Source organism: Thiomicrorhabdus xiamenensis (genome assembly GCF_013282625.1).
Lineage (GTDB): Bacteria > Pseudomonadota > Gammaproteobacteria > Thiomicrospirales > Thiomicrospiraceae > Thiomicrorhabdus > Thiomicrorhabdus xiamenensis.
On record NZ_CP054020.1, the window covers coordinates 71,891 to 95,419 of the forward strand.

Consider the following 23,529-nt stretch of genomic DNA (forward strand, 5'->3'; position numbering starts at 1 on the left):
AGGGAATCTATGACGCAAAATCCTGCCAATCAATCCACTGATAAAGAAACTGTTGCACAGGCTAAACCGGAAGTTTCGACCAATAAACGAGGTCTGGAGCGCCGAAGAAAATTGCTTGAGGTGGCGGAAAAACATTTCTTTTCATTTGGTTATGCGGGTACCAGCGTCAATGAGATCGTCAAGGAAGCCGGAGGTTCCCTGAATACGCTCTATCGCTATTTCGGCAATAAACTCGGGCTTTTCGAAGCGGTCTTCCGGCTGAAAACCGATGAGCTGTTTACGCCTTTTGCCCATATGGATTTCTGGCAGGACGATATCGAAACCAACCTTTTTCGGTTTGGTGAATGTCTGCAAAGAGTGACTTCAACCCCGGATGGAATTGCTGTTTATCGCTTGGTCGTGACCGAAAATAACTTTGAGCAGAGCGAGATACAGCGTATTTTTTATCAACTCGGTCCGCAGACGGGGATTCGAATCCTTGGCGATTATCTGCAGCGCATGAAAGACAAGGGAAAACTCGAGCTCGAAGATCCTTATCTGGCGGCTTCTCAGTTTATCGAAATGATTAAAGGGCCTTTCCTTTATCCGCGACTGTTCGGTGAAACGATTGAAGAGCAACAGCTGCATCAGGCGCTTAAACAGGCGATTCATATTTTTCTCAATGGCTGCCTGCAAAAATAGCCGTCGTTTCACGTGAAAAGAAACCGAGGAAAGGGTACCCTTTCCTCGGCAAGACTTACTTACGAACCCCTTCGATATCCAGAGTCAGAAAGACCTCGGTTGAGGCCGGTCCTAAATCATAGGTAATTCCGTAATCGGCCATTTTGAAGCTGGTTGTACCGCTGAAACCGGAGCGGTAGCCGCCCCATGGATCTTTTCCTTCACCGATTTTATGAGCGTCGATGGTTAGAGGTTTGGTCACGCCGTTCAGGGTGAAATCGCCGGTAATCGTCAATTTATCGCCTTTGGCCTGGACATTGGTACTGACGAACTTTGCCTGCGGGTATTTACTGACATTCAGGAAATCCTTGCTGCGCAGGTGTTTGTCGCGCTCCGCATGGTTGCTGTTCAGGCTGGTGGTGTCAATGGTGACCTGTACCTTACTCTGACCCGGTTTACTGCTGTCGTAGCTGTAATTGCCGGAAAATTTTTCGAAACGCCCGTTCAGCCAGCTGTAGCCGAGATGTTTAATCTTGAACTGAATTGCGGCGTGCATGCCTTGAGTGTCGATCTGGTATTCGGCAGCCTGAGCACTGTGTACCGGCGCCGCCAGTAGAGCCGGGGTTAAAAGCAGTGCGCCTAAAGTCGCTTTAATCTTCATAATATGTCTCCTTTGCTGATTGTCAGCATACGTTTTAAAGTTTTGTCTTGGTTGATGAAATGGTGTTTCAATGCAGCTGCCAGGTGCAGTAGCACCAGAGCGATCAATGTCCATGCGATAATCTCATGGACTTCACCGGCAATATCCGCCTGTTGCTCGAATTGCCAAGGTAAAGCGGGTATCGAGAAGAGCCCGAAGACACTGATCGCTTCTCCTTCTGCACTGGATATGAAATAACCGCTAAGACCGAGTAGAATCACCAACAGATAGAATGTCAGGTGAGCGCTTTCGGCCAGAAAATTCTGCATTGGGCTTTTGCCCAGTGCGGCCGGTTTCGGATTGCTCCAACGCCATAGCAGGCGCAGCAGCATTAAACCGACGACAAGTACGCCGATACTCTTATGCAGGCTCGGAGCTTCGTGGTACCAGTTGTGGTAATAGCCGAGATCGACCATCCAGGTTCCCAGCCAAAATAGCCCGAGCAGAGCTGCTGCCAGTAGCCAATGTAAAGTGATCGCTACCAGCCCGTAGCCTTTTGTATCGTTGCGCCATTGCATTGCATTTCTCCATAATGGGGAACGGATAACTCTGTTCCTTGATCCATGTTTAATAATTTAAATTTTTTCCAATCAATAGAGAATATGCTGATAATAAAAAGACTTTTTCCATTTAAGTGGTAATGACTGAGATAAATTACTGAGGGTAACTATGCAACCGGATGTTTTTGAGGGAATGAGTGTTTTTGTGAGTGTCGTTGAGGCGGGCAGTTTCAGTTCTGCAGCGCAGAACCTCGGCGTGTCGGTCTCATTTGTCAGCAAACAGGTAAACCGCCTGGAAGAGCGGTTGAATGCCCGACTTCTGCAGCGTTCGACCCGTAGTTTGAGTCTCACCGAAGTTGGCCAGATGTATTACACCAAAGCGCGCGATATTGTGCGTTCCGCGCAGGAGATGGAAAACAATATTCACTCCTTGCAGCAAAATCCGGTCGGTACCATCAAGGTCAGTGTGCCCTTGAGTTTCGGACATTTACACCTGCAGTCTGTGATCACCGACTATATGCGTCTGTACCCCCAGGTGGAATTGCAGGTTGATTTCAGCAGCCGTCTGGTTGATTTGGCTGGAGAGGGGTTTGATGTCGCTCTGCGTTTGGGCGAATCGAAAGATTCCAGTCTGATCAGTCGTAAAGTCACGGAATTTAATTTAGTCACCTGCGCAACTCCGGCGTTCTGGCAGAAGTATCCGCAAATTACCCATCCCAGCCAGCTTCGGCAGCTACCGGCAATCAAATACCACTATCAGCAGGCCCCCTTGATGATGGAGTATTTTGTCAACGGCCAGAGTCTGCATATTGATGTCCCGGCCAAGGCGCAGACCAATCACTTGCCTCAGCAACTGGAGCTGATACTGGCCGGAATCGGCTTCGGCCGCCTGCCGACTTTCATTGCCGACGATTATTTGAACAGCGGTCGTTTACAGGCCGTATTGCAATCCTATGAAATGCCGGTTCAGGGGATTTATATCGTCTATCCGCACCGGCATCATCTCTCTGCAAAAGTAAGAGCTTTTGTGGATCTGGTTTGCGATGCCTTCAAGAAAGAGATTGGAAAGTAGGCCGGTAAATAATTTTGAGTTTTGCCGCTTGAGTCATTAAGCTTGCAGACATCCCGCAGTGTAAAGGACAAGTCTATGTGGCCGGTGTTCCGTTTCCCCGCTTTCAGGGCATTTTTCGGCATTCAGTTTCTCGGTGCCTTTAACGACAACCTCTATAAAAACGCTCTGGTGATCCTGATTACCTTTAAATTAAGCCAGTCCGAAGAGCAGACCGGTCTTCTGGTGACGCTGGCTGCCGGACTTTTTATTCTGCCGTTTCTGCTTTTTTCCCCTTTGGCGGGGCAGCTTGCCGATGCCTACGATAAACGCTGGCTGATCCGTAAAATCAATCTTGCCGAAGTTGGTGTGATGCTGCTCGGTGCTATCTCTCTTATTCAACAGTCGATCGAACTGCTGCTGTTTACACTGTTTCTGATGGGAACCCAGTCGGCTTTTTTCGGCCCGATCAAATACGCGTTTCTGCCGGAGATTCTGCCGGAAAAACAGCTCATCAAAGGGAATGCGCTTTTTAGCGGTTCGACCTTTGTCGCTATTTTGCTGGGAACGATTCTCGGCGGTCTGGGGGTAATGCCGGATGACGGCGTTTACCTTATGGGAGCGGCGGTGATTGTCGTCGCTTCATTAGGTTATCTGGCCAGTTTCGCCGTCGGAGAAGTTCGGCCGCATCCGGGCTACCCCGAAAAAATCCGTTTTTGGGGTAACACCCGGTCCATTTTTCAGCAGGCGCTCCGCCATAGGGAAGCCTTTTTTGCGGTGCTGGGCATCTCCTGGTTCTGGTTTTTCGGTGCGGTGATTCTGAGTCAGATTCCGACTCTGGTGAAATACGGCCTGCAGGCCGATGATCAGGTTGTGGTCTGGTTTCTGACTCTTTTTTCGATTGGCATCGCTCTCGGATCGGCAGGCATAGCACAGCTTTTCAAAGGGCAGGTTCATCTGCGCTGGCATCCGCTTCTACTGATTTTGATGAGTACCAGCCTGCTGATGGCGGTCTGGCTGATTCATCTGCATACGCCGGTCGGCGGAAATTTCGCTCTGACAACGCTGAGCGAGTTTCTTTCCAGTACTTACGGCTTGGCATTAAGTGTCAGTTTTGCGTTGATGGCCTTCTTTGGCGGTGCTTATATTGTGCCTCTGTACACCCTGATGCAGTGCAAGACACCTGCCGAGCAACGGGGGCAGATGATAGCCGTCAATAACCTGATCAATTCAGCGCTGATGGTGCTGTCGTCACTGCTGCTTATGTTCGGATTCGGAGTGGGTCTTTCATTACTTGCCATGCTGGTTATTTTGGCGGTTGCGAACATTTTGGTAATCGTATTGTTTAAAATGGGTGCAAATTAGCAAATTTTGTGTACTTTTTTAACTTTTTTCTTTTAGGGTGTCATGTAAATGAAGTGGTTGTTCAAATCTTTGGCAAAGCTGATTTTTAAACTGTTGTATCGGGTTGAAGTCAGAGGCTTGGAACACTACCGGGCGGTTAAGCAGGAAAAACAGCCGCTGCTGATTATTGCGAATCACGTATCCCTGCTGGACGGTCCGCTTCTGGATCTTTTTGTACCGGGCGAAACCACGTTCATGGTCGACAAAAGCCACACCAACAAATGGCATGAACGCTGGATTCTGGCGATGAGTCACTATTTCAGTGTCGATATGCACAGTCCGTATGCGGCCAAGCATATGATCGAAGAGCTGCGAACCGGTAAGCAGTGCATGATTTTTCCGGAAGGACGGATTACCACCACCGGCGCCATGATGAAAATTTATGACGGAACCGGGATGGTTGCGGCCAAAAGCGGTGCGATACTGCTGCCGATTCACATTGATGGTGCGGTTCTGAGTCGTTTTTCTTATCTGGATGGTAGTCGCTTCGGTTTTATAAAACGTTTCTGGTTTCCGAAAATCACCCTGACGATTTCTCCGGCTCAGCAACTCTCCGTTCCTAAGGGCGTCAAAGGGCATGACCGTCACCGGCTGCTAACCGAGCAGGTGGCCAAGATCATGCGCGACAGTGCCTATCTGGGCGCCATTCAGAAAAAATCCCTGTTTACTGCTTTATTGCAGGCCAAGTCGAAATTCCGTGCCGGTGATATCTGTGTCGAGGATATTAACCATCAGGAACTGACGCTGAAAAAGATTGTGCTTGCGGCCAAAGTTTTGGGCAAGGCTTTGCACAAAGAACTTAAGGATGAGAAGCGTGTCGGTTTAATGCTGCCGAATGTCAGCGGTATGCCGGCCAGCTTTTTTGCGTTGCAGGCCTACGGTTATGTTCCGGCGATGATTAACTTTACCGCCGGAAAAAACGTGATTCGCTCCGCCTGCCAAACAGCGGAATTGAAAACCATTATTACCTCGCAGCGTTTTATCGATGCGTTCGGATTGCAGGAACTGGTCGAAGAACTGTCGTCGGACGTGCGTTTTATTGTTCTCGAAGAGGTTCGGGAAAGCATCGGCACTCTTGATAAGCTCGGGGGCATGCTGGCGTCGGCGAAATCTCTGCCGGGCAATCGCCTTGATCCCGAGTCGGAAGCGGTGGTGCTGTTCACATCCGGCTCAGAAGGTGCGCCCAAAGGGGTGGTGCTGTCGCATAACAATATTGTCAGCAATATCGAGCAGATCAGCGCCATGCTGAACCTGATGCCGAACGAGCAGCTGTTCAATGCGCTGCCTACCTTTCACTGTTTCGGTCTGACCGCCGGGATGCTGTGGCCGATTTTGAAAGGGGCAAGAGTTTTCTTCTATCCGTCGCCGGTTCATTACCATCAGGTTCCGGAACTGGTGTATCAGAAAAATGCCCGCCTGATTTTCGGAACCGATACCTTCTTTACGGGCTATGCGCGCAAGGCGAATCCGTATGATTTTTACAGCATGCGTGCTCTGGTAGCCGGTGCCGAACGTCTGCGTCCGGAAACCCGTCAGGTCTATGCGGAGAAATTCCATCAGCCGATCTATGAGGGTTACGGCGTTACCGAAACCACTCCGGTTTTGAGTGTTAATATTCCCACCAGCTTCAAACATGGTTCGGTGGGAATGTTTGTGCCGATGATCGAGCATCGTCTTGAGCCGATTCCGGGGATTAAAGAGGGTGGTCGCCTGTTTGTCAAAGGGCCGAATGTGATGCTCGGTTATCTGATGCCGGATAAACCGGGTGTGCTTCAGCCTCCAAGCGGAGGCTGGCATGATACCGGCGATATCGTTGATATCGATCAGGACGGTTTTGTGTGGATTAAAGGGCGCGCCAAGCGTTTCGCCAAGATCGGCGGGGAAATGGTTTCCTTAACGGCGGTGGAAGCCTATATCAATCAGGCCAGCCCGGAAAGCCATCATGCGGTCGTTGCGATCGAGGATAAACGCAAGGGCGAACAATTGGTTCTGGTGACCGACGATCATACCTTAAGTCGTAAAACGGTGATTGATGCTGCCAGAGCGAATCAAGTGTCCGAATTGATGATTCCGAAAACCGTGGTACTGGTTGAACAGGTTCCGGTTCTCGGTACCGGTAAGGTTGACTATCCTGCGGTTCAGCAGCTGGTTGAGCAGCAGTCAAAAGTCTGATTGCATCACTGTTGCGGCCTGGAGCCGGCGGATATCCAGTTTTTGTCGAATATCCACCGTTTGCTGCATAACAGAGCATAAAGCCGTAAAAAGCTTTAACTTCGCTGCCTATGGAAGCTTTTACAGCTTTTTCTCGACCAGAATAATGCCTTTATCCTCGGTACAAGGACTGAGCTGGAAACCGAATTGCTCGGCCAGAGCCAGCATCCCTTGATTCTGTTTCAACACTTCGCCATTGAGTTTATCCAACCCTTTTCGGCGAGCATCTTCAATCAGGCATTCCAGTAATTGTGTACCGATCCCTTGGTGCTGGTAACCGTCATGCACGACCAAGGCGAATTCAGCAGTTTTACCGTCGGGGTTAATACTGTAGCGAGTTACCCCAAGCTCTTTAGGATGGCCGTCCTCTTCGCAATAGGCGATAAAGGCCATTTCCTGGTCATAGTCAATCTGGGTAAAACGTACCAGCATCTCCTGACTTAGCGATTTCACACTTTGCATAAAGCGCAGGAATTTGGTCTTTTCCGAAAGGTGATCGACAAATTCGCTCTCCATCTGAGCGTCTTCGGCACGAATCGGACGGATACAGAATTCCATGCCGGATGAGGTCGTACTGTGCTTTTCCAGATGCAGAGGGTAAGGATGGATTGCCATATGGGCATAAGGCACCATGCTTTTCGATGCGCGTTCGACACGGATACGTGCATCAACCGCGAGAACCTGCTGATGGTTGGCTAAAATCGGGTTCAGGTCGAGTTCGGCCACTTCCGGCAGCTCGCTGACCATTGTTGACAGGTTAGTCAGAATTTCGACCAGCTTATCGACCTGTACCGCGGGCAGATTGCGGTAATTTCCGAGCATTTTGCTGACCTTGGTTGAGGCGATCATCCGTTTGGCGATAAATTCGTTGATCGGCGGCAGGGCACTGCTGCTGTCTTTGAGAATTTCCACCATGGTTCCACCGGAACCGAAAGAGATAGCCGGGCCGAAAACCGGATCGCGGCTGACGCCGATAATCAATTCACGCGCGAAAGGCATATTGAGCATGGACTCGACGCTGACGCTACGAATGTCTTCGTTTGGGAAGTGTTCTTTAACCGAAGCGACCAGGCGGTCATAGGCATGATGCAGTTCGGCAGGCGTTTGAATATTGAGTTCAACACCGCCGCTGTCCGATTTATGGGTGATTTTGTCCGAATTCACTTTTAGAGCGACCGGGAAGCCGATGTTTTCCGCTGCGACCAGCGCTTCGGTAGCGGAGTTGGCAATCATCGCCTGGGTAACAGGGATATGGAAAGCTTTTAGAAGCGCCTTGGTTTCCAGCGTATTAAGCAGCGTACGACCTTCCCGCAGAGCGTTGTGAATAATCTGTCTGGCACCGTCGATATCGCAATGACTGGTTTCGTTCGGTTCCGGAATCTGTTTTAACAGGGTCTGGTTGTGATGATATTCGGTAATGAAGTGCATCGCTTCGACGGCAGCTTCCGGTGTCCGGAAGGTTGGGATATGAGCTTTATAGAACGCTTCCCGTGCCGGTCCAACCAGATTTTCACCCAACCACGCCGTCAGAAGCGGCTTTTTATGGTTGGAGGTTTTCTGCATTTCGATCAGGCTGTGGGCAATTGCCACCGGGTCAGTCATCGCTTGCGGGGTCAGCAGGACCAGTACGGCGTCAATTTCCGGGTCGTCCATGCAGATCTCGATCGCTTTGCGATAACGTTCCGGCGTCGCGTCTCCCAGAATATCGACAGGGTTGTTATGCGACCAGTGTGCCGGCAGTATTTCGTTTAGGGCTTTGAGCGTCGTTTCACTCACCTTCGGCATCTGAATGCCCAGCTCCGCAGCCAGATCCGTAGCCATAACACCCGGACCGCCGCCGTTGGTGACGATCATTAAACGATTCTGTTTAATGGTTAAATCGTAGGTCAGTGTTTTCGCCGCCGAGAATAGCTGACTGATGGTCTTCGCGCGCACCACACCGGTACGTTCGATCGCCGCATTGAAGATATCGTCCGATCCGACCAGAGCGCCGGTGTGTGAGATAGCCGCTTGAGTTCCGGCTGGCATGCGACCGGATTTGAGCAGAATAACCGGCTTGACGCGCGCGGCTTTGCGCAGGCCGCTCAGGAAGCGGCGGGCATTGGTAATCCCTTCGATATACAACAGAATACTGTGGGTCTGGGCGTCGCTGGCGAGATAATCGAGGATTTCGCCGAAATCCAGATCGGCGGCGTCACCGGTGGATGCGACCAGCGAGAAGCCGATTTCATTGGTTTCCGCCCAGTCCAGTACACCGGTACAGAGTGCACCGCTTTGCGAGACCAGTGCCAGTTTTCCGCTTTGAGCCTGATTCTTGCTGAAGGTGGCGTTAAGACCGATTTTAGGACGGATAATACCGAGACAGTTAGGGCCGAGCAGGCGAATACCGAGTTGGCGTGCGGTTTTGAGCAAAGTCTTCTGCAACAGTTTGCCTTCTTCGCTTTCAAAGCCGGCGGAAAGGACGATGGCAAAGGGGATATTGGCTTGGCCGCAGGCTTTGATAATCGGCATAATCGTATGTGCCGGCGTAGCGATTACGGCCAGATCGATTGATTCTCCGACATCTTCCAGAGACGCGAAGCATGCTTGACCTTGGACTTCCTTGTGCTTAGGATTGATAGCATAGATTTTTCCTTGAAAGCCGGCAGTCAGTAAATTGTTAAAGGCGGTACCGCCCACTGAGTCCTCTCTGTCACTGGCACCGAAGACAGCCACCGACTTGGGATTAAAAAGCTGAGTTAGGTAATGTGGTTGCATCGACCTGATTCCTTCAATAAGAATAAGTAAACTCTCTTAGGTTATACATGTTTCTCTATATTAGCCACTCTGAATGTAAAAAACATGACAATGGATATGGTCATCCGGAAAATTCGCAAAGAATCGGTGCTATAGAAGATCAGTTAATTTCCCAGCGTCTGATGGATTATCTACTGGTCGAGGACGCCAGAAAGGCGGATAAAGAGGATATTCTGCGGGTGCATACTGAGCATTACTGGGACGTGATGCAAAAAAACCTCCCGCAGGAAGGTCGGGTGCAGATTGATGAAGATACCGCTTTGGTCCCGGATTCTATTTCTGCGGCACTGCATGCCTGCGGTGCGGTATTGGACGGCATTGACGCCTTAATGGCAAACCGCGCCAGCGGTGTCTTTTGCAATGTCCGTCCGCCGGGCCACCATGCCGAAGTTCATCAGCCGATGGGCTTTTGTCTGTTCAACAATATTGCGGTCGGGGCTGCTTATGCGTTTGAAAAGTACGGCTTGGAGAGAATTTCCGTTCTCGACTTCGACGTTCATCATGGTAATGGAACAGAAACCTATGCCGAAACGGAACCCAGATTGCAGCTGATCTCCAGTTATCAGAAAGGTATTTTCCCTTTTACCAAAGACGAAAGCGTATACGAGAATATCGTCAAGATTCCGCTCGAATCGGGGACGGGGGGACAGGCGTTTATCGAAGCCTGGGAAGATAAGGCATGGCCAGCTCTGAAAGCGTTTCAACCGCAATTGATTCTGGTTTCAGCCGGTTTCGACGCGCATAGAGGTGATCCCTTAGCTCAGCTGAATCTGATTGAATCGGATTTTGCTTTGTGGGCCGAATCGCTACACCGGGTTCTTCCGGATATCGGAAATCCCAAAGTCTTGTCCGTCCTCGAAGGCGGTTATAACTTGCAGGCGCTCGCCTTGAGCGCGGCTATTTATATCAAGGCGATGTCCGGTTTTTAACGTTTCCGTTTAGCGCTTCTGGCTGGTTTGCGGATAGAGCGTCTGTAACTGGGTGTTTCTTGTCGAGCTCTGTGTGCTGGCGGTTTTAGGTTTGATCTGACCCAATAGCGCGCAGATTTCGGCCTTTAATTTTTCCGTATCGATTGCTTCTGATTGTGGAGCAAACAGCTGTTTTTCAAACAGATGGATTTTCTGCTGCAGAGATTCGGCATCCAGTTTGATGAGTTCGCTCGTTCGGGTTATGTGCAGTTGTTTTTGCAAATGCTGGCGAAGGTGACGATAGAAGGTTTTGTCGTCCGCCTGACACCACTGTCGAAAATTCAAGTCAGGCCGATGGTCGTCATGCGCAATTTCTGTTTGCTGTTCAGCCGATTTTTGTTTTCTGGCAAGCCACCACAAAAGCAGTGTTATCAACCAGGCAATAGCAAATAAAGCAGTCAAAAGCGGCCAAATTGACCATTCAAGTCGGTTTTTGCTTTGATTCTCCGTTAAGTTGTTGCCAGAGTTGTTTACATCCGCAGGGTTTTTCTGTGATGAAATTTGCTGATAATCCGGTTGATTCTCTGTCGGTAAGACCGAAAAGACCTTCCCTTCCAGTGTCACTGTTTCAAAGTGTTGCGTTTCGGTATTGAACCACTTGAGTCGGTAGCTTGGAATACGGATCTCGCCGGGGGCGGTCGGTACGATATTCTGTGTAACTTTGATGCGGCTGACCAGTCCGGAATCGAGCTTGTCTTCTTCGCTTTGCGGTGGCTGGCTATAGACTTTATAAGTGGCTCCGTCCGGCGTTTCGATAGGCGGCAGCTGGCTTGCCTTAAGCCCGAATGCCTGCAGAGTGATAACGCGACTCAGGCTGTCGCCGACGCGGATTTCTTGCGGTGTTTGCTGCCAGTTCTGTTGAATCAGCATGGATTTTGCCGGCAGCCATGGTTGTTGCTTCGAATAAGGCTGTCCGCCATCGGCTGCGGGAAGGATTTGCACAGTGATGTTGTTGGCCCGCTCGTCGATCGCTTTCTGGCGGCCTTCGACTCTGGCGATTCCGCTGACTTGGGTCCCGGCAATGGTCAGCTCTCCACTCTGTTGCGGAAACAGAGCGTACAGCCATTCGTGCACCGTATAGGTATTGCCGTCAATTATGGTGTTGTAGATCGACTCGTCTTTAAGTACTTCATTTAGTGTGTTGCCAAAGTCAATCGGGCGGATGTTTCCGGTTCCCGGTAGCAGTTTGCCACGGTAATAGAAACGCAGTTTATACAAGAATTGTTGCTGGACATATCCCGTTTGATGGTCGATTTCCGCACGTAAAAAGAAATTCTTTTCTGCGCTGCTGTCGCTGTGCTGGCTTTTTTGCACGAAAAGTTTCAGAGGTTCGCTGTGGATCTTGCCGAGTTTCAGGGATGGTACCAGCAACTCGCCACTTTTTTTAGGCAGCAAGCGCAGATGCCAGCGTGTTTTGGCATTCTGCTGGCCGTTTATGAATTCGTAAAAGTTACTTCTCTGGCGGGAGAGCACCTGAAAGTCCTGATCCAGAGCGGAGTAGTCCAGATTATTACCAAGGGTCTGAAAATCCGCTTCGACCCACAAGGAAATAATATCGCCCTGTTCGATCTGTTGGCGCTCGGTTTTTACGCTGAGGGTATCAGCGTATGCCGTCAGAGTGAGTCCGGTTAGGAAAACGGCTATAAGAAAACCCAGTAAATGTCTGATAGGGGAACTTACCATTTTTTCTCCATTTGCTTCTCTTCAGGCGGACGTCGCTGGTACTGGTATTCGAATTTGCGTTTTAAGAACAGGCCAGGTTGATCCGGAATTTGCTGTAACCAGGCTTCGGTTGCCTGCTGTTCTTCCCAGTTCTGTTTTTCGCTTGGCGTGCCTTTTGTGGATTCGTCAATTAAGCGCGACGATCCGGCTGTTTGAGAAGGTTGCTGGTCTTCCGCAGATTGCTGTTCTTCTGCGGCTGTTGCATTGGGTGATTTTTGCTCACCGTTTTCCTGTGCATTTTCGCTTTGCCCGTTGTTACCGTCGGCATCGGAGGAGGTCTGATCGGCGTTTTGTCCGCCAGAGTTGCGATTGTTATCTTGTTGTGAAGATTCTTGATCTTGGTTGTTTTCGGCTTTACTGGTATCGTTTTGCTCCGATCCTGTCTGTTTTTGTTCTTTTTGGGTTTGTGTTCCTTGATTCTGACGGTTCTGCTTTTCAGACGGAGTTTCTTGCTCAGGAGCGTTTTGTGAGTTGGCGTTCTGTTGCTCTTGCTGATCCTTCGCTTGGTTTTGTTGCTGCTGTTGCTGTTCTTGTAACAGGCGGTTGATCAGTTGCAGATTTTCTTTGGCGTCCTGCATATTGGGGTCTGTTTTCAAAGCCTGCTGATACGCTTTTTGCGCGCCTTTCAGGTCACCGCTTTTAGCCAGGGCATTGCCCAGGTTATATCTGCCGCGGGCGCTCTCATCCTGTTCGAAAAATTTGGCCGCTTCCTTATAACGTCCTAAACGGTACAGGCTTGCCGCGCGCCATTGTTTATCTTCGAAAAGGGCTTCCGCGGACTCGAAATTATTACGGTTGAAGGCTTTATAAGCTTGTTGGTTATGCGACTGAAACATATTGGCCAGATCGTCCAGTTGACTTTCTGCATAGGCCGGGTCGGGCATGCTGAGAGAGAAGGTCAATATTAGCGGAGCCAAGGCAAAAAGCAGGCCGCGACGGAACAGAAAAGCGATCAGCGGAACGAGCAGCAGTAAAATAGCGGCGCCTTCATCCAAAGGATGCACCACCTCTTTGTTATTTTCCTTATCTGCGGCGGCAGCCTGAAGCCGACTGGGCAGGAGCCAGTCGAGATCATTTTGCTCTACCTTCAGTGACTGAATCGGAGCTTGCAGTTTCTGGCTCAAATTGGCAAAACGTTGCACAGGAACGGAGGCTAATACAACTTGTCCCTGGTCGTCTTTGAGCAGTCCGTAGTTCGGCAGGTTTATCGCCGCGCCCTGAGCGGTTCCTACGGTCATGATGCGCAAAGAGTAGCGGTTTTGCGCGAACCATTTTTCGATCGCTATAGCCTGATCCGGTTCGATATCATCGGTTATCCAGATAAGATGTCCTTGGGTGATATGCGCTCCTTCGAGCAAGGCTTTGGCCTGCTCCAGACCGCTTAGCGGGTCAGAACCGTACTGTGGCATAATCAGCGGGTTCAATGGCGGAATCAGGCTAAGCAGTGTCTGGTTATCTTCGGAAATCGGGCTGATGGTATGGGCGCTACCGGCATATACAACCATACCGACCGGCATTTCCGGGTGTTGAGTCAGCAGGTCGGTGAGTTTATATTTGACCCGGTTCAGGCGTGTCGGCGTTAAATCGTCGGCAAGCATCGACAGGGACAGGTCAAGCACAATCACGGTGCCCTGTTGTGATTTCTGTGCGGGAATATCAACCGATTTCAGACTCGGCCCCGCCAGAATGACGCTCATAAGCAACCAGACAAGGCCTAGGGCGATGAGCCAGAGTTTATGAAAAATACCGCTTTCGTTGTGCGGCTGAGAAAGCAGAAGCTGGCGGAATTTAGGAGCAATCACTTGATGCCAGGCTCCCTGTTTGGCTTTGACCTGCCAGGCGCGCCAAAGCAGCCAGGCAACCGGCAGTAGCATCAGAAACCACCATGGACGCAGAAAGTTAACCTCAAAACCGAGCATTTAGCCTCCTAACCTGCGCAGGTGTAGCCATGCCAGCAGCAGACTTAACAGCATTGCCGCGCCGAGCGGCCAGAAGTACAGCTCGCTACGCAACCGATAGCTGAAAACTTCATGCTGAACCGATTCAAGCTGGTTGATGTACTGATAGATCTGTTGCAACTGTTCGGTGTCGTTGGCGCGAAAAAACTGCCCGCCGGTCATCTCGGCGATTTTGCTCAGGGTGGTGACATCCATATCGGTTTTACTCGGGATCAGGCCGTTGAAACCGCTGCGTTCCTTGCCGACGCCGACGGTATAGATCTTAAGGTGCATTTTCTGAGCTTGTTCGGCGGCTTTGAGGGGATCGATTCCGCTGGTATTGGAGCCGTCGGTCAATAGAATCAGCACGGCATCGGTTTGTTTGGTTTTCCGTAGGTGTTTCAACGTCAGGCCAATAGCGTCTCCGATGGCAGTATTATTACCGGCCATACCGATCTGGCTTTCATCCAGCAGCGTTTTAACCGTGTTCAGATCATAGGTCAGGGGACTTTGCAAAAAAGCCTGTGAGCCGAAGACGATCAGCCCCATGCGGTCGCCCTGTCGTTGGGCGATAAAGTTGGCAACCACCGATTTGACGGCAATCAGGCGGTTGACGTTATCGCCGCCGAGATACATATCCGCTTTCTGCATGGAACCGGACAGATCCACCGCCAGCATCATCTCTTTACCGCTCTGCTGGAAAGGCGTCGGGGTTAAAAACCAGACCGGGCGGGCGGCTGCGGTTACCAGCAGAAACCATAGTAAGGCGTAGCCGAAGGGGACGCGGAACTTAGGGTGCTGCGGTTCAATCAGATTTTCGCTCGGCAGGCTGTGACCGACGCGGGCAACGATTTCCGGCGCAAAGAGGGTGCTCTGATTTTGTGCTACCGGCCTTAAAAGGATACGAATTATCCAGGGCAACGGAAGAAGAGCAAACATCCATGGCCAGATAAATTCGAAGTTTGCCAGAAGACTCGACCAGTTCATTGATGGTGTCCTTTTATCCAGCGTGTGGCATAGTCGTGCCATTGTTCGAGCAATTGACGGCTGTTTTCGTTTTCAGGTGCATAGGCCGCCTGCTGGATCTGTTCAATCTGCGGAGGTTGGGCAATATAACCGGCATTCTCCTTCAAGAAATCAATCCATTGTTGCTGATGCAATGCCGCGACTCTACGCCGACCATAGGCGGTAATGGCGACCTGCTTCAGCAGCGCATTGATGTGCATGATTTTCTGGTTGCTGCTCTGTTCGCTGTGCATGATGGATTGCAGAGTATCCTGTGCCTGACGTCGATAAACATTACGGCGTTTCAGATCGGTAAAGTACCAGATGACACCGATGATAATCGAGGTAATCGACAGAAGCAGAATCCACCAGGCAAAAGCCAGGGGCCACCAGCCGATCGGATCGGGTAGGTGAATGTCGTGCAGTTGCTGTAATACTTCGGGGTTCATCTTTGCCTCAGTGAATCAAATGCGTTTGCAGAGCCGCTTTGACCGGGTGATCCTGATTGCTGATCTCAACCAGCGGGATGCGCAGACCGTAAAAAGCGTGCTGAACGTTATTCCATTGCTGCTGATACAGTTCGCGGTAGTTTTCGCGTGTTTGTTTTCGGAAACTGTCCAGCCGCATGGTTTGTCCCTGAAATCCTTGAATATTCAGCCAGCCGAGTTCAGGAATTTCCCGGTCGAGCGGATCGAAAATATGTACCGCGACAATTTCGGCATGGCGGCGCAGCTGTTTCAATGGAGTCAGTAGGTTTTCGTCAAATTGCAGCATATCGCCAATCAGAAACACTTTTGAGCCCGGTTTGAGGTTTTTTTGAAGCAATTGTAACGCCTGTTGCCAATAATGATGGCTGCCGACGCCCGGTTTTTGATTCTGTTGTTGTAACTGGATGGCTTGTTGCAGAAAACTAAGCAGGTTCTGCTGCGGCTTTTTCGGGGCGTTCCAGATTTGTTGCCGGTGATTGAAACAGACGCCGCCGACCCGCTCGTGCTGTTGCAGTGAGACCCAGCCGAGAATGGCGGCAATATTCAGTACCTGATCGGTTTTAAGTCGAACCTGTGATCCGAAAAAGAGCGCGGGCGTTTGTTCGGCAAGAATTAACGTCGGCCGTTCGTGTTCTTCGACAAAAATTTTGGTATGTGTTTTCTGGGTTCTTGCCATGACTCGCCAGTCGATATGGCGGATATCGTCCCCCGGTTGATACTGGCGAACTTCACTGAAAGTCATGCCGCGTCCCTTGCGAACCGCATGGTGGTCGCCGTGGCTGCTGGCAAGCAGTTTTTGCTGCTGAACAAGCTTTTTTTGTTTCACGTGAAATCGCCAGGACAGCAGATCATCGAGTCGGGTGTAAATAGAGTCCTGAACTTCGTTCATGTATATGTACCTAAGCTACAGGAACCAGTTCGAGTATTTTATCTGTGATGTCGTCGGCATTCAGGTTTTGCGCCTGAGCCTCAAAGTTCAACAGCAGGCGATGACGGAAGACATCATGGATAACCGCTTGCACATTATCCGGACTGACAAATTCCTGTCCGTTTAACCAGGCATGCGCTCGGGCGCATCTGGAAAGGGCGATCGTAGCTCTGGGACTGACCCCGACGTCGATCCAGTCGGCCAGCTCCTGGCTGTACTGTTCGGCTTGGCGTGTCGCGATGACCAGTTGCACTATATAGTCTTTGATGCTGTCTGCAACATGCAGATTGAGCACTTCACGACGTGCCTGAAATAGCTGCTCCTGAGTCATTAGCGCATTTTCGAGCTTCTCTTCCGTACGCGCTTCGCTCTCGACCAGTTCAAGGATTTTCAATTCCGAATCGGCATCGGGGTAATCGACATTCAGATGCAGCATAAAGCGATCCAGCTGCGCTTCCGGTAGCGGGTAAGTTCCTTCCTGTTCCAGTGGATTCTGCGTTGCCATAACCATAAACAAAGCGGCCATCGGCAAGGAGCGTTTGCCGACGCTGACCTGTCCTTCAGCCATGGCTTCCAGTAGCGCGGCTTGAACTTTCGCCGGGGCGCGGTTGATTTCGTCAGCCAGAAGCAAATTATGGAAAATCGGCCCGCTTTGAAATTCGAAAACCCCTGTTTCCGGGCGGTAGATTTCAGTTCCGGTAATATCGGACGGAAGAAGATCCGGTGTGAATTGAATGCGGTGGAAACTCCCTTCAATCAGCTCGGCCAGCGTTTTGATCGCTTTGGTTTTGGCCAGTCCCGGAGGCCCTTCAACCAGAATGTGTCCGTCGGCCAAGAGCGCGATCAGCATACGTTCGGTCAGTTTCGGCTGGCCGATAATCTGTTGGTTAATCTGCTTTTGCAGGCGTTGGAATCCGTTTAAGAGCTGTAAATCGATGCTAGACACAGGCTATCCGTTTATTAAATTTTTTTGGCTATTATACGCAATGGCTACCGGAGCTAAAGCCTTGTGATCTGTTAAAAAGCGTAATCGTCATTCTTTCGAATCGCTTTTGTCTTCGCGGGCAAACAGGGTATAAAAGTTATTTATAAGCACAATTAATTTACCTTGATAATGTCTTTTAATTGGGTTAAAAATTCTCGCGCTTAATTCATAAAGGAGCCTTGTCATGAAAAAGCTATTAACCGCTCTGTTTACTGCAGCGGCAATTACAACTGCCTCATGGGCACCAACTGCAATGGCGGCTGACGTTAAGGAAGTTACTCAGCAGCAACACGGACTGACGTTGAATGCCAATTTACTTATGGCTGACGGCAAAGGGTTCTCCGACGAGATGGTGTTATTAACCCATGGAACTCTGACGCATAAAGAGCGTTCGACTTACGCGGCGCTTCAGAAAAATCTGGCTGCACAGGGCGTTAGCTCCTTGTCCATCAACCTTTCTCTAGGCTTGGATAATCGTCATGGAGAGTATGATTGCGCTGTTCCGCATACTCATAAACATACGGATGCTCTACAAGAGATCGGTTACTGGATGGATTGGTTGAAGCAGCAGGGCACGGAAAAAGTGGTTCTTATGGGGCACTCGCGCGGCGGTAACCAAACGGCCTGGTACGCGGCTGAGCACGACAGCGATATGATTGATAAGGTTATTTTGATTGCTCCGGCAACCGGTGCACAGCAATCGGCGGATGAGTATGCGCAGAAAGCAGGTACCTCTTTGCAGCCGATTCTGGACAAAGCGCAAAAGCTGGTTGCAGAAGGCAAGGGTGATCAGATGTTGGATAAGACCTATTTTATCTATTGTAAAGACGCTCAGGTGACGGCTGCCGCCTTTGCCGATTACTACACGGTGAAGCCGCAGTTCGATACGCCGACTCTGTTACAGAATCCGCATAAACCGACTCTGGTTGTGATGGGTAGCGATGATGATGTGGTTCCCGACCTGCCGCAGGCGATTCAACCTTTGGTTGAGGCCGGTAAAGTTTCTTCGGTAACGGTTGAAGACGCCGGTCACTTCTTTATGGATTTCGCCAATGAAGATCTGGCGACCGCAGCCGCGGAATTCATTGCCGAATAGTTTTCTATAAAGCAAGATAGTCGGAAGAGTGCGGCGCCTGCTTCAGCGGTGCGTCGTAGTTTTCCGGCTCATCGCTGAACACTCTGACATTCCAATCTGCCGCCAGACCATCTTCGGCCAGACAATACTTCTCGAAAAAATTCACGATCTCTTTTCTCTGGCAGTGTGCCTCAAAGGCCACCATATCCTGCCATATCTCGTTAAAAACAATCGGAAAACCGCTGCCTTCGGCAAACGGGCTGCTAATCTGACGGGTGACTCGGTACTGCAGACAGCCATCTTCTCTTAAGGTATTCGGTTCAAGCGACTGCAGGATTTCAAACAGTGCTTCAGATTGTCCGGGTTTCGGTTGAAATTCTGCGATGCAGTAGACTTTTTTAGACATGCAAAAACCCCTGATAGGTGGATGATAATCGAGGTCAACAATCTATCATTTATGGGGAAGAAAGTCCTTTTTAATTGCAGCCCGGTTGGACGCAATTAAAAAGGCAAACAAGGACGGGAAGAAATCAATTTGCTTTATTTTTTTGGGGGAGAGTTATTTGATTTCGGTTTTAGGGTCGATTTCAATCAGGTCATTAAAAGCATGCCATGAAGCGTAACCTAAAAGCGGCATGACGATCAGCATAGCGATCCCGAAAGTGACGATACCTATCGTAATCAGCGAGCCGATAATCAGAGCCCAAAGCGCCATAACGCCTTTGTTTTCCATTACGACTTCAAAACTCAGGATCATTGCCTGGACGACACCGATATTGCTGTCGCGAAGCAGTAGTGGGATCGTGACGACGCTAAGAGCAAAGACCAATGCTGCAACAAACACTCCGGCGACTAAAAAGTAGGTCATAAAGGTTTGTCCTGCATCGGAAGTCAGGAAGCCCATAACACCTGCATCCGGATCGACAATCAGCAGACTGTTCGATTTCACTACGGCTGCGATTAGAGGAACCACACGACTCCAGATCGCGATAATGACCCCTAGTGCCAGAGCGAAAAGCGCGAACTCTGAGATATTATGACGCCAGGCAAACATCGACGCCGCCAGATTAGGTTTTTCGCCATCTTGCAATTGTCTGGAGATAGCATAGAGACCGGTTGCAAGAAACGGCGATAACATCACGAAGAAGGTTGCGACCTGGAACATCATGATCGGCTGATCCCGGAAACTGGCGTAAACCAGCAGCACGGACAGAGTCATGACAGCACCATAAAACAGCGAAGCAGCCGGAGCGTGTGCCATGTCCATCCAGCCTTTTTTCAGCCAGTGGCCAATGTCACCGTAACGGCAATCTTTCGAAACGATATGTTCGCCTTTTTCCGTGATGTGCTCATGAATTCCATGATGGTGTATTGTTTGTGGCATAGTTCCCTCCATTTCGATCTCTATCGAAATTTATTAATTTGCATTTGAATGCAGACAGGCTCAACTTGATTTGCCGTTGAGTGTTGGTGTGCGGGATAGCCCGATTGGCCGGGGTGTTTGTGGTTAAGAAGTTCTTTGTAAAAGCTCGAAATAAATCCCGCTCGCGCTTTTTTAAAGAAAGACAATCTAATAATGAACCTTATCTTGCCTTAACTCTATTTAACACTTTTTAAACATTTTTAATAAAATCAAATATTTAAATTAAATCTTACGGTTTTTTTATATTAGAAATTAATGAATTGTACGTATGGCCCTTAAGGAGCGCTTGCCGATGTGCTCTCGTAAACGCAGGCTTTGTCTTACAATAAGGTTTTTATCAGATCCGCGAGCATCGCTCGATTTTTGTGACAGGACATCATCCCTTGAGCCAGAGTAAAACCACCTTGAAAGATAGAAATTTCGATAAATTGGTCGATAAATTCGAGAAAAAAGTCTATGACACCGTCAAGGGTGAATGGCGCCTGAAACTGTTAAAAGAGGATCTGGCGGACTTGCGCGACCAACCTGGCATGACGTTTTGGGACGCGGGCTGCGGTTTCGCGCAGATCAGTCAGTGGTTAGCTGAAGCGGGGCATCAGCCGGTTCTATGCGATCTTTCGCATCAGATGCTGCTGCGTGCGCAAAATAACTTTTCTGCGGCCGGTTTAAGTGCGGAGTTTATCGAAGGTCCGGCACAGGAGGTGGCCAAGCAGCTTGAAGCCAAAGACCTGGTACTGTTTCATGCGGTTCTGGAGTGGTTGGCCGAACCGAAAACGACTTTGCAGAGTGTAGCGGACAGGGTTAAACCCGGCGGCTACTTTTCCCTGCTGTTTTATAACCGCAACTCGGTGGTGATTCGCAATACGTTGCGCGGCGGCTGGCGACTGCCTTATCTGATGAATGATGAATATATCGGAAAGGGTAAAAAGCTGACGCCGCCTAATCCGCAGATTCCCGAAGAGGTTTGTCGCTGGCTGGAAGAGTGGGGCTTTGAAATCGAAGTGCATACCGGAATTCGCGTTTTCCACGATTACATGACGCATGAAGTGCTTGCCGAAAGCGATCTCGATGATCTGCTGGCATTGGAGTACCGCTATTGCCGCGAACCGACCTACCGCAATATGGCGCGCTATATTCACCTGCTGGCGAAGCGCGTCGATTAGGCTTTATCGACTTTCGTGTTGGTGCCGATTGGATCATCGACGGCTTACTTGGACAGAGTGGCAAGTTTCAAACATATTTGATGAGCCTTATGCGCGTGATAATATGGAAATTCTGGAAACCTAACTGGCTCGTCCCGGAGATTCCGAATGTCCAAAAAGATTGCAATTATTCAGGGTCATCCCGACCCGAGCGAAAGTCATCTGAATTTTTCTCTGGCAGAGGCGTACAAGGCCGGCGCGGAAGCGGCCGGTCATGAGGTCAAGGTGATTACCGTCGCCAAATTGAGTTTCGCTCTGCTGACCAGCGAGGAAGAGTTCGACAAGCATCCTCCGGTAACCGATATTCAAGGGGCGCAGGACGTCATTAAATGGGCCGAGCATATTGTAATCTTTTATCCGCTCTGGCTTGGAACCATGCCGGCCATTCTGAAAGGTTTTTGGGAACAGGTTTTGCGCCCGGGCTATGCGCTTTCGACGGGCGATAGAAATCAATGGCCGAAAAAACTCCTGTCCGGTCGGAGCGCGCGAATTGTGGTCACGATGGGGATGCCCGCTTTTGTCTACCGCTGGTTTTATCGTGCGCACAGCCTGAAGAATCTGGAGCGTAATATTCTCAGTTTTTCCGGTTTTGCACCCATTCGCTCGACTCTGATCGGCGCTGTACAGAATCTAAGCGAGCGCCAGAGAAAAGTCTGGCTGGATAAGGTCTATCGGCTCGGTCAGAAAGGCCAGTAGCCGGATTGCTCTATACGGTATGCGAAAACCCTTGACCGATCCGCGGATTCTGGTCGAAGTCGAGGAAAAACTCTTATAATATCCGCCAATTTCGTTGAATAGCTGTTTTAACCTCTTATGAAAACCTCCTCTCTGCTGCGTACTTTAATCCGTCCACTGTTTCGCTTCTTGCTTCGCCGCCCGAAGTTTCTGCTTCTGGTACCGATCGCTTTTGGTGTCTGGTATGCCTATGAAACTCAAGTCGCGCGCCCGAATATGGCCTATATGGGGGTCCCGAAAGTCGAAATGGCTCTGCCGGGAAGCGGTTTCTCGCATATTCTGCGCTACGACGGTTTTATGCTCGAGTATTCGGAGGGGTTGAAAAACCCTTTGTGGGTGACCTATAAGGTGACCGAGCAGAAATATAAATCCGGCAAACGTCCGAGCCGTTTCAGCAGAGAGTGGTTGACGCTTTCACGTGTCACTCATGAAGATTACACCGGTTCGGGGTACGACCGCGGGCATATGGCACCGAATTATGTGATTGCCAGCCGTTACGGGCGTTCGGCACAGCAAGATACTTTTACCATGACCAATATTACGCCGCAGGCGCCGAAATTGAATCAGAAATCCTGGCAGCGTCTGGAAGAAGTCATCGCGAATGACTTTTCCGAGAAATACGGTGATTTCTGGGTAGTGACGGGACCGATCTTCGCAGATCAGCCTAAGCGGATACAAAAATCGAATGTCGCGATTCCGGATGCGTTTTACAAGATTCTGATTCGTCCGGGTACGAATGAACAGCCGGCGAATGCGTTGGCGTTTATTTTTCCGCAGAATGCCAAGCCGAACGCCAGTTTAATGCGCTTTGTTGTCTCGGTTGACGAAGTTGAAGACCGTACCGGCATCGATTTCTTTGCCGATTTGGATGACGGCTTTGAAAACCTGCTTGAATCGAGTAAAACACCGGATGCCTGGAATTTGCGGGCGGTTGCGAATCGTCCGTCGCGTTACTAGGGCCTGAATTCGATAGGATATGAGATGAAACTACCCAGTCAGAAAGATACGATTTACAGTCAGCAGCACGAAGCGGTCGGCGCATTCCAGTTTGATGAGTCGGTGGTGGCAGTTTTTCCGGATATGATTCAACGATCGGTTCCGGGGTATCAGACGATTCTGACCGGTATCGGCGAACTGACCAAAATCCATGCCCAGCCGAATACCCGTCTTTACGATCTCGGTTGTTCGCTCGGAGCGGCGACTCTGACCATGCGTCGCGCTCTGGATGAAAATTCCGGCTGTTCGATCGTTGCGCTGGATACCTCTACGGCGATGGTCGAGCGCGCTCAGGAGTATTTACTCGCTTTTCATTCAGAGGTACCGGTCGAACTGCATTGCGCCGATATGTGTGATTTCGATATTCAGAATGCATCGGTAGTGGTGATTAACTTCACCTTGCAGTTTATCGATCCGCAGGAGCGTTTGACCTTGCTCGAACGTATCTATCAGGGGTTGGTTCCCGGGGGGATTCTGATTCTGTCGGAAAAGATTCATTTTGAAGATCCGGCCCTGCAAAAGAGCATCGAACATCTGCATCTCCAGTTCAAGCGTGCCAACGGTTATTCGGAATTGGAAATCAGTCAGAAGCGCTCTTCGCTGGAAAACGTGTTGATTTCCGATAGCGAAGCGACACATTTGGATCGTTTGCAGCAGGCGGGATTCGAATCGGCAGGCATTTGGTTCCAGGCGTATAACTTCGCTTCATTTCTGGCGATCAAGGCAAAATAAGCGCCGTTCAAAGT

The 23,529-nt window shown here is 50.1% G+C and carries 21 protein-coding genes; 10 read left to right on the forward strand and 11 right to left on the reverse strand.

Annotated features, from left to right (window positions below; genetic code table 11):
* Positions 1–9 precede the first annotated feature (9 nt).
* Positions 10–681: a TetR/AcrR family transcriptional regulator gene (locus HQN79_RS00330; protein ID WP_173283713.1), complete on the forward strand. Its 672-nt coding sequence runs from the start codon at positions 10–12 to the stop codon at positions 679–681.
* A gap of 55 nt (positions 682–736) precedes the next feature.
* Here HQN79_RS00330 and HQN79_RS00335 read toward each other — a convergent pair whose 3' ends face one another.
* Together HQN79_RS00335 and HQN79_RS00340 are read right to left on the reverse strand one after the other, a co-directional pair.
* Positions 737–1,321, reverse strand: coding sequence for a YceI family protein (locus tag HQN79_RS00335; protein WP_173283714.1), 585 nt, complete (start codon positions 1,319–1,321; stop codon positions 737–739).
* Positions 1,318–1,878: a cytochrome b gene (locus tag HQN79_RS00340; protein WP_173283715.1), complete on the reverse strand. Its 561-nt coding sequence runs from the start codon at positions 1,876–1,878 to the stop codon at positions 1,318–1,320. The genes HQN79_RS00335 and HQN79_RS00340 overlap by 4 nt, the downstream gene beginning before the upstream one ends.
* 175 nt (positions 1,879–2,053) lie before the next feature.
* On the opposite strand from HQN79_RS00340, the gene HQN79_RS00345 reads away from it, so the two are divergent.
* The 3 genes from HQN79_RS00345 (at position 2,054) to HQN79_RS00355 (ending at position 6,484) form a co-directional block, all read left to right on the forward strand.
* On the forward strand, positions 2,054–2,932 hold the full coding sequence (locus HQN79_RS00345; protein WP_173283716.1) for a LysR family transcriptional regulator: 879 nt from the start codon (positions 2,054–2,056) through the stop codon (positions 2,930–2,932).
* 75 nt (positions 2,933–3,007) lie between these two features.
* Complete coding sequence (locus HQN79_RS00350; RefSeq protein ID WP_173283717.1) at positions 3,008–4,273, forward strand: MFS transporter; 1,266 nt, start codon at positions 3,008–3,010, stop codon at positions 4,271–4,273.
* 48 nt (positions 4,274–4,321) lie between these two features.
* Positions 4,322–6,484 (forward strand): AMP-binding protein, encoded by a 2,163-nt coding sequence (locus HQN79_RS00355; RefSeq protein ID WP_173283718.1) that lies wholly within the window; start codon positions 4,322–4,324, stop codon positions 6,482–6,484.
* Positions 6,485–6,604: 120 nt separating this feature from the next.
* Here the strand turns inward: HQN79_RS00355 and HQN79_RS00360 are convergent, their stop codons facing one another.
* A complete protein-coding gene (locus HQN79_RS00360; protein WP_173283719.1) occupies positions 6,605–9,280 on the reverse strand; it encodes a bifunctional acetate--CoA ligase family protein/GNAT family N-acetyltransferase in 2,676 nt (891 codons plus the stop codon).
* A gap of 47 nt (positions 9,281–9,327) precedes the next feature.
* On the opposite strand from HQN79_RS00360, the gene HQN79_RS00365 reads away from it, so the two are divergent.
* Positions 9,328–10,248, forward strand: a complete 921-nt coding sequence (locus HQN79_RS00365) for a histone deacetylase family protein (RefSeq protein WP_173283720.1) — start codon at positions 9,328–9,330, stop codon at positions 10,246–10,248.
* Between the two features lie 9 nt (positions 10,249–10,257).
* Here HQN79_RS00365 and HQN79_RS00370 read toward each other — a convergent pair whose 3' ends face one another.
* From HQN79_RS00370 to HQN79_RS00395, 6 genes are all read right to left on the reverse strand, one after another.
* Positions 10,258–11,970 (reverse strand): BatD family protein, encoded by a 1,713-nt coding sequence (locus tag HQN79_RS00370; protein WP_173283721.1) that lies wholly within the window; start codon positions 11,968–11,970, stop codon positions 10,258–10,260.
* Complete coding sequence (locus HQN79_RS00375; RefSeq protein WP_173283722.1) at positions 11,964–13,928, reverse strand: VWA domain-containing protein; 1,965 nt, start codon at positions 13,926–13,928, stop codon at positions 11,964–11,966. Before HQN79_RS00375 ends, HQN79_RS00370 begins: the two co-directional genes overlap by 7 nt.
* Entirely contained in the window at positions 13,929–14,933 is a 1,005-nt protein-coding gene (locus tag HQN79_RS00380) for a VWA domain-containing protein (RefSeq protein WP_173283723.1), read from the reverse strand.
* A complete protein-coding gene (locus tag HQN79_RS00385) occupies positions 14,930–15,400 on the reverse strand; it encodes a DUF4381 domain-containing protein (RefSeq protein WP_173283724.1) in 471 nt (156 codons plus the stop codon). The genes HQN79_RS00380 and HQN79_RS00385 overlap by 4 nt, the downstream gene beginning before the upstream one ends.
* Positions 15,401–15,407: 7 nt before the next feature.
* A complete protein-coding gene (locus HQN79_RS00390; protein ID WP_173283725.1) occupies positions 15,408–16,265 on the reverse strand; it encodes a DUF58 domain-containing protein in 858 nt (285 codons plus the stop codon).
* A 73-nt stretch (positions 16,266–16,338) separates the two neighbouring features.
* Positions 16,339–17,313 (reverse strand): AAA family ATPase, encoded by a 975-nt coding sequence (locus tag HQN79_RS00395; protein WP_173283726.1) that lies wholly within the window; start codon positions 17,311–17,313, stop codon positions 16,339–16,341.
* A gap of 223 nt (positions 17,314–17,536) precedes the next feature.
* On the opposite strand from HQN79_RS00395, the gene HQN79_RS00400 reads away from it, so the two are divergent.
* Complete coding sequence (locus HQN79_RS00400) at positions 17,537–18,448, forward strand: alpha/beta hydrolase (protein ID WP_173283727.1); 912 nt, start codon at positions 17,537–17,539, stop codon at positions 18,446–18,448.
* A gap of 4 nt (positions 18,449–18,452) precedes the next feature.
* Here HQN79_RS00400 and HQN79_RS00405 read toward each other — a convergent pair whose 3' ends face one another.
* Positions 18,453–18,833, reverse strand: a complete 381-nt coding sequence (locus HQN79_RS00405; protein ID WP_173283728.1) for a putative quinol monooxygenase — start codon at positions 18,831–18,833, stop codon at positions 18,453–18,455.
* Positions 18,834–18,986: 153 nt separating this feature from the next.
* Positions 18,987–19,811, reverse strand: coding sequence for a DUF2189 domain-containing protein (locus HQN79_RS00410; RefSeq protein ID WP_173283729.1), 825 nt, complete (start codon positions 19,809–19,811; stop codon positions 18,987–18,989).
* Between the two features lie 422 nt (positions 19,812–20,233).
* On the opposite strand from HQN79_RS00410, the gene HQN79_RS00415 reads away from it, so the two are divergent.
* From HQN79_RS00415 to cmoA, 4 genes are all read left to right on the forward strand, one after another.
* Complete coding sequence (locus tag HQN79_RS00415) at positions 20,234–21,013, forward strand: methyltransferase domain-containing protein (protein WP_238843389.1); 780 nt, start codon at positions 20,234–20,236, stop codon at positions 21,011–21,013.
* 147 nt (positions 21,014–21,160) lie between these two features.
* Positions 21,161–21,748, forward strand: coding sequence for an NAD(P)H-dependent oxidoreductase (locus HQN79_RS00420; protein ID WP_173283730.1), 588 nt, complete (start codon positions 21,161–21,163; stop codon positions 21,746–21,748).
* Positions 21,749–21,865: 117 nt separating this feature from the next.
* A complete protein-coding gene (locus HQN79_RS00425) occupies positions 21,866–22,744 on the forward strand; it encodes a DNA/RNA non-specific endonuclease (protein ID WP_173283731.1) in 879 nt (292 codons plus the stop codon).
* 24 nt (positions 22,745–22,768) lie between these two features.
* Complete coding sequence (cmoA, locus tag HQN79_RS00430) at positions 22,769–23,515, forward strand: carboxy-S-adenosyl-L-methionine synthase CmoA (RefSeq protein ID WP_173283732.1); 747 nt, start codon at positions 22,769–22,771, stop codon at positions 23,513–23,515.
* Positions 23,516–23,529 lie beyond the last annotated feature (14 nt).

Bases quoted from the DNA above. Each gene is read 5' to 3' on its own strand.
- HQN79_RS00405 (WP_173283728.1), bottom strand. From the start codon at position 18,833: ATGTCTAAAAAAGTCTACTGCATCGCAGAATTTCAACCGAAACCCGGA.
- HQN79_RS00410 (WP_173283729.1), bottom strand. From the start codon at position 19,811: ATGCCACAAACAATACACCATCATGGAATTCATGAGCACATCACGGAA.
- HQN79_RS00400 (WP_173283727.1), top strand. From the start codon at position 17,537: ATGAAAAAGCTATTAACCGCTCTGTTTACTGCAGCGGCAATTACAACT.
- HQN79_RS00350 (WP_173283717.1), top strand. From the start codon at position 3,008: ATGTGGCCGGTGTTCCGTTTCCCCGCTTTCAGGGCATTTTTCGGCATT.
- cmoA (WP_173283732.1), top strand. From the start codon at position 22,769: ATGAAACTACCCAGTCAGAAAGATACGATTTACAGTCAGCAGCACGAA.
- HQN79_RS00355 (WP_173283718.1), top strand. From the start codon at position 4,322: ATGAAGTGGTTGTTCAAATCTTTGGCAAAGCTGATTTTTAAACTGTTG.
- HQN79_RS00385 (WP_173283724.1), bottom strand. From the start codon at position 15,400: ATGAACCCCGAAGTATTACAGCAACTGCACGACATTCACCTACCCGAT.
- HQN79_RS00345 (WP_173283716.1), top strand. From the start codon at position 2,054: ATGAGTGTTTTTGTGAGTGTCGTTGAGGCGGGCAGTTTCAGTTCTGCA.
- HQN79_RS00375 (WP_173283722.1), bottom strand. From the start codon at position 13,928: ATGCTCGGTTTTGAGGTTAACTTTCTGCGTCCATGGTGGTTTCTGATG.
- HQN79_RS00420 (WP_173283730.1), top strand. From the start codon at position 21,161: ATGTCCAAAAAGATTGCAATTATTCAGGGTCATCCCGACCCGAGCGAA.
- HQN79_RS00330 (WP_173283713.1), top strand. From the start codon at position 10: ATGACGCAAAATCCTGCCAATCAATCCACTGATAAAGAAACTGTTGCA.
- HQN79_RS00360 (WP_173283719.1), bottom strand. From the start codon at position 9,280: ATGCAACCACATTACCTAACTCAGCTTTTTAATCCCAAGTCGGTGGCT.
- HQN79_RS00425 (WP_173283731.1), top strand. From the start codon at position 21,866: ATGAAAACCTCCTCTCTGCTGCGTACTTTAATCCGTCCACTGTTTCGC.
- HQN79_RS00370 (WP_173283721.1), bottom strand. From the start codon at position 11,970: ATGGTAAGTTCCCCTATCAGACATTTACTGGGTTTTCTTATAGCCGTT.
- HQN79_RS00365 (WP_173283720.1), top strand. From the start codon at position 9,328: ATGTTTCTCTATATTAGCCACTCTGAATGTAAAAAACATGACAATGGA.
- HQN79_RS00340 (WP_173283715.1), bottom strand. From the start codon at position 1,878: ATGCAATGGCGCAACGATACAAAAGGCTACGGGCTGGTAGCGATCACT.
- HQN79_RS00335 (WP_173283714.1), bottom strand. From the start codon at position 1,321: ATGAAGATTAAAGCGACTTTAGGCGCACTGCTTTTAACCCCGGCTCTA.
- HQN79_RS00380 (WP_173283723.1), bottom strand. From the start codon at position 14,933: ATGAACTGGTCGAGTCTTCTGGCAAACTTCGAATTTATCTGGCCATGG.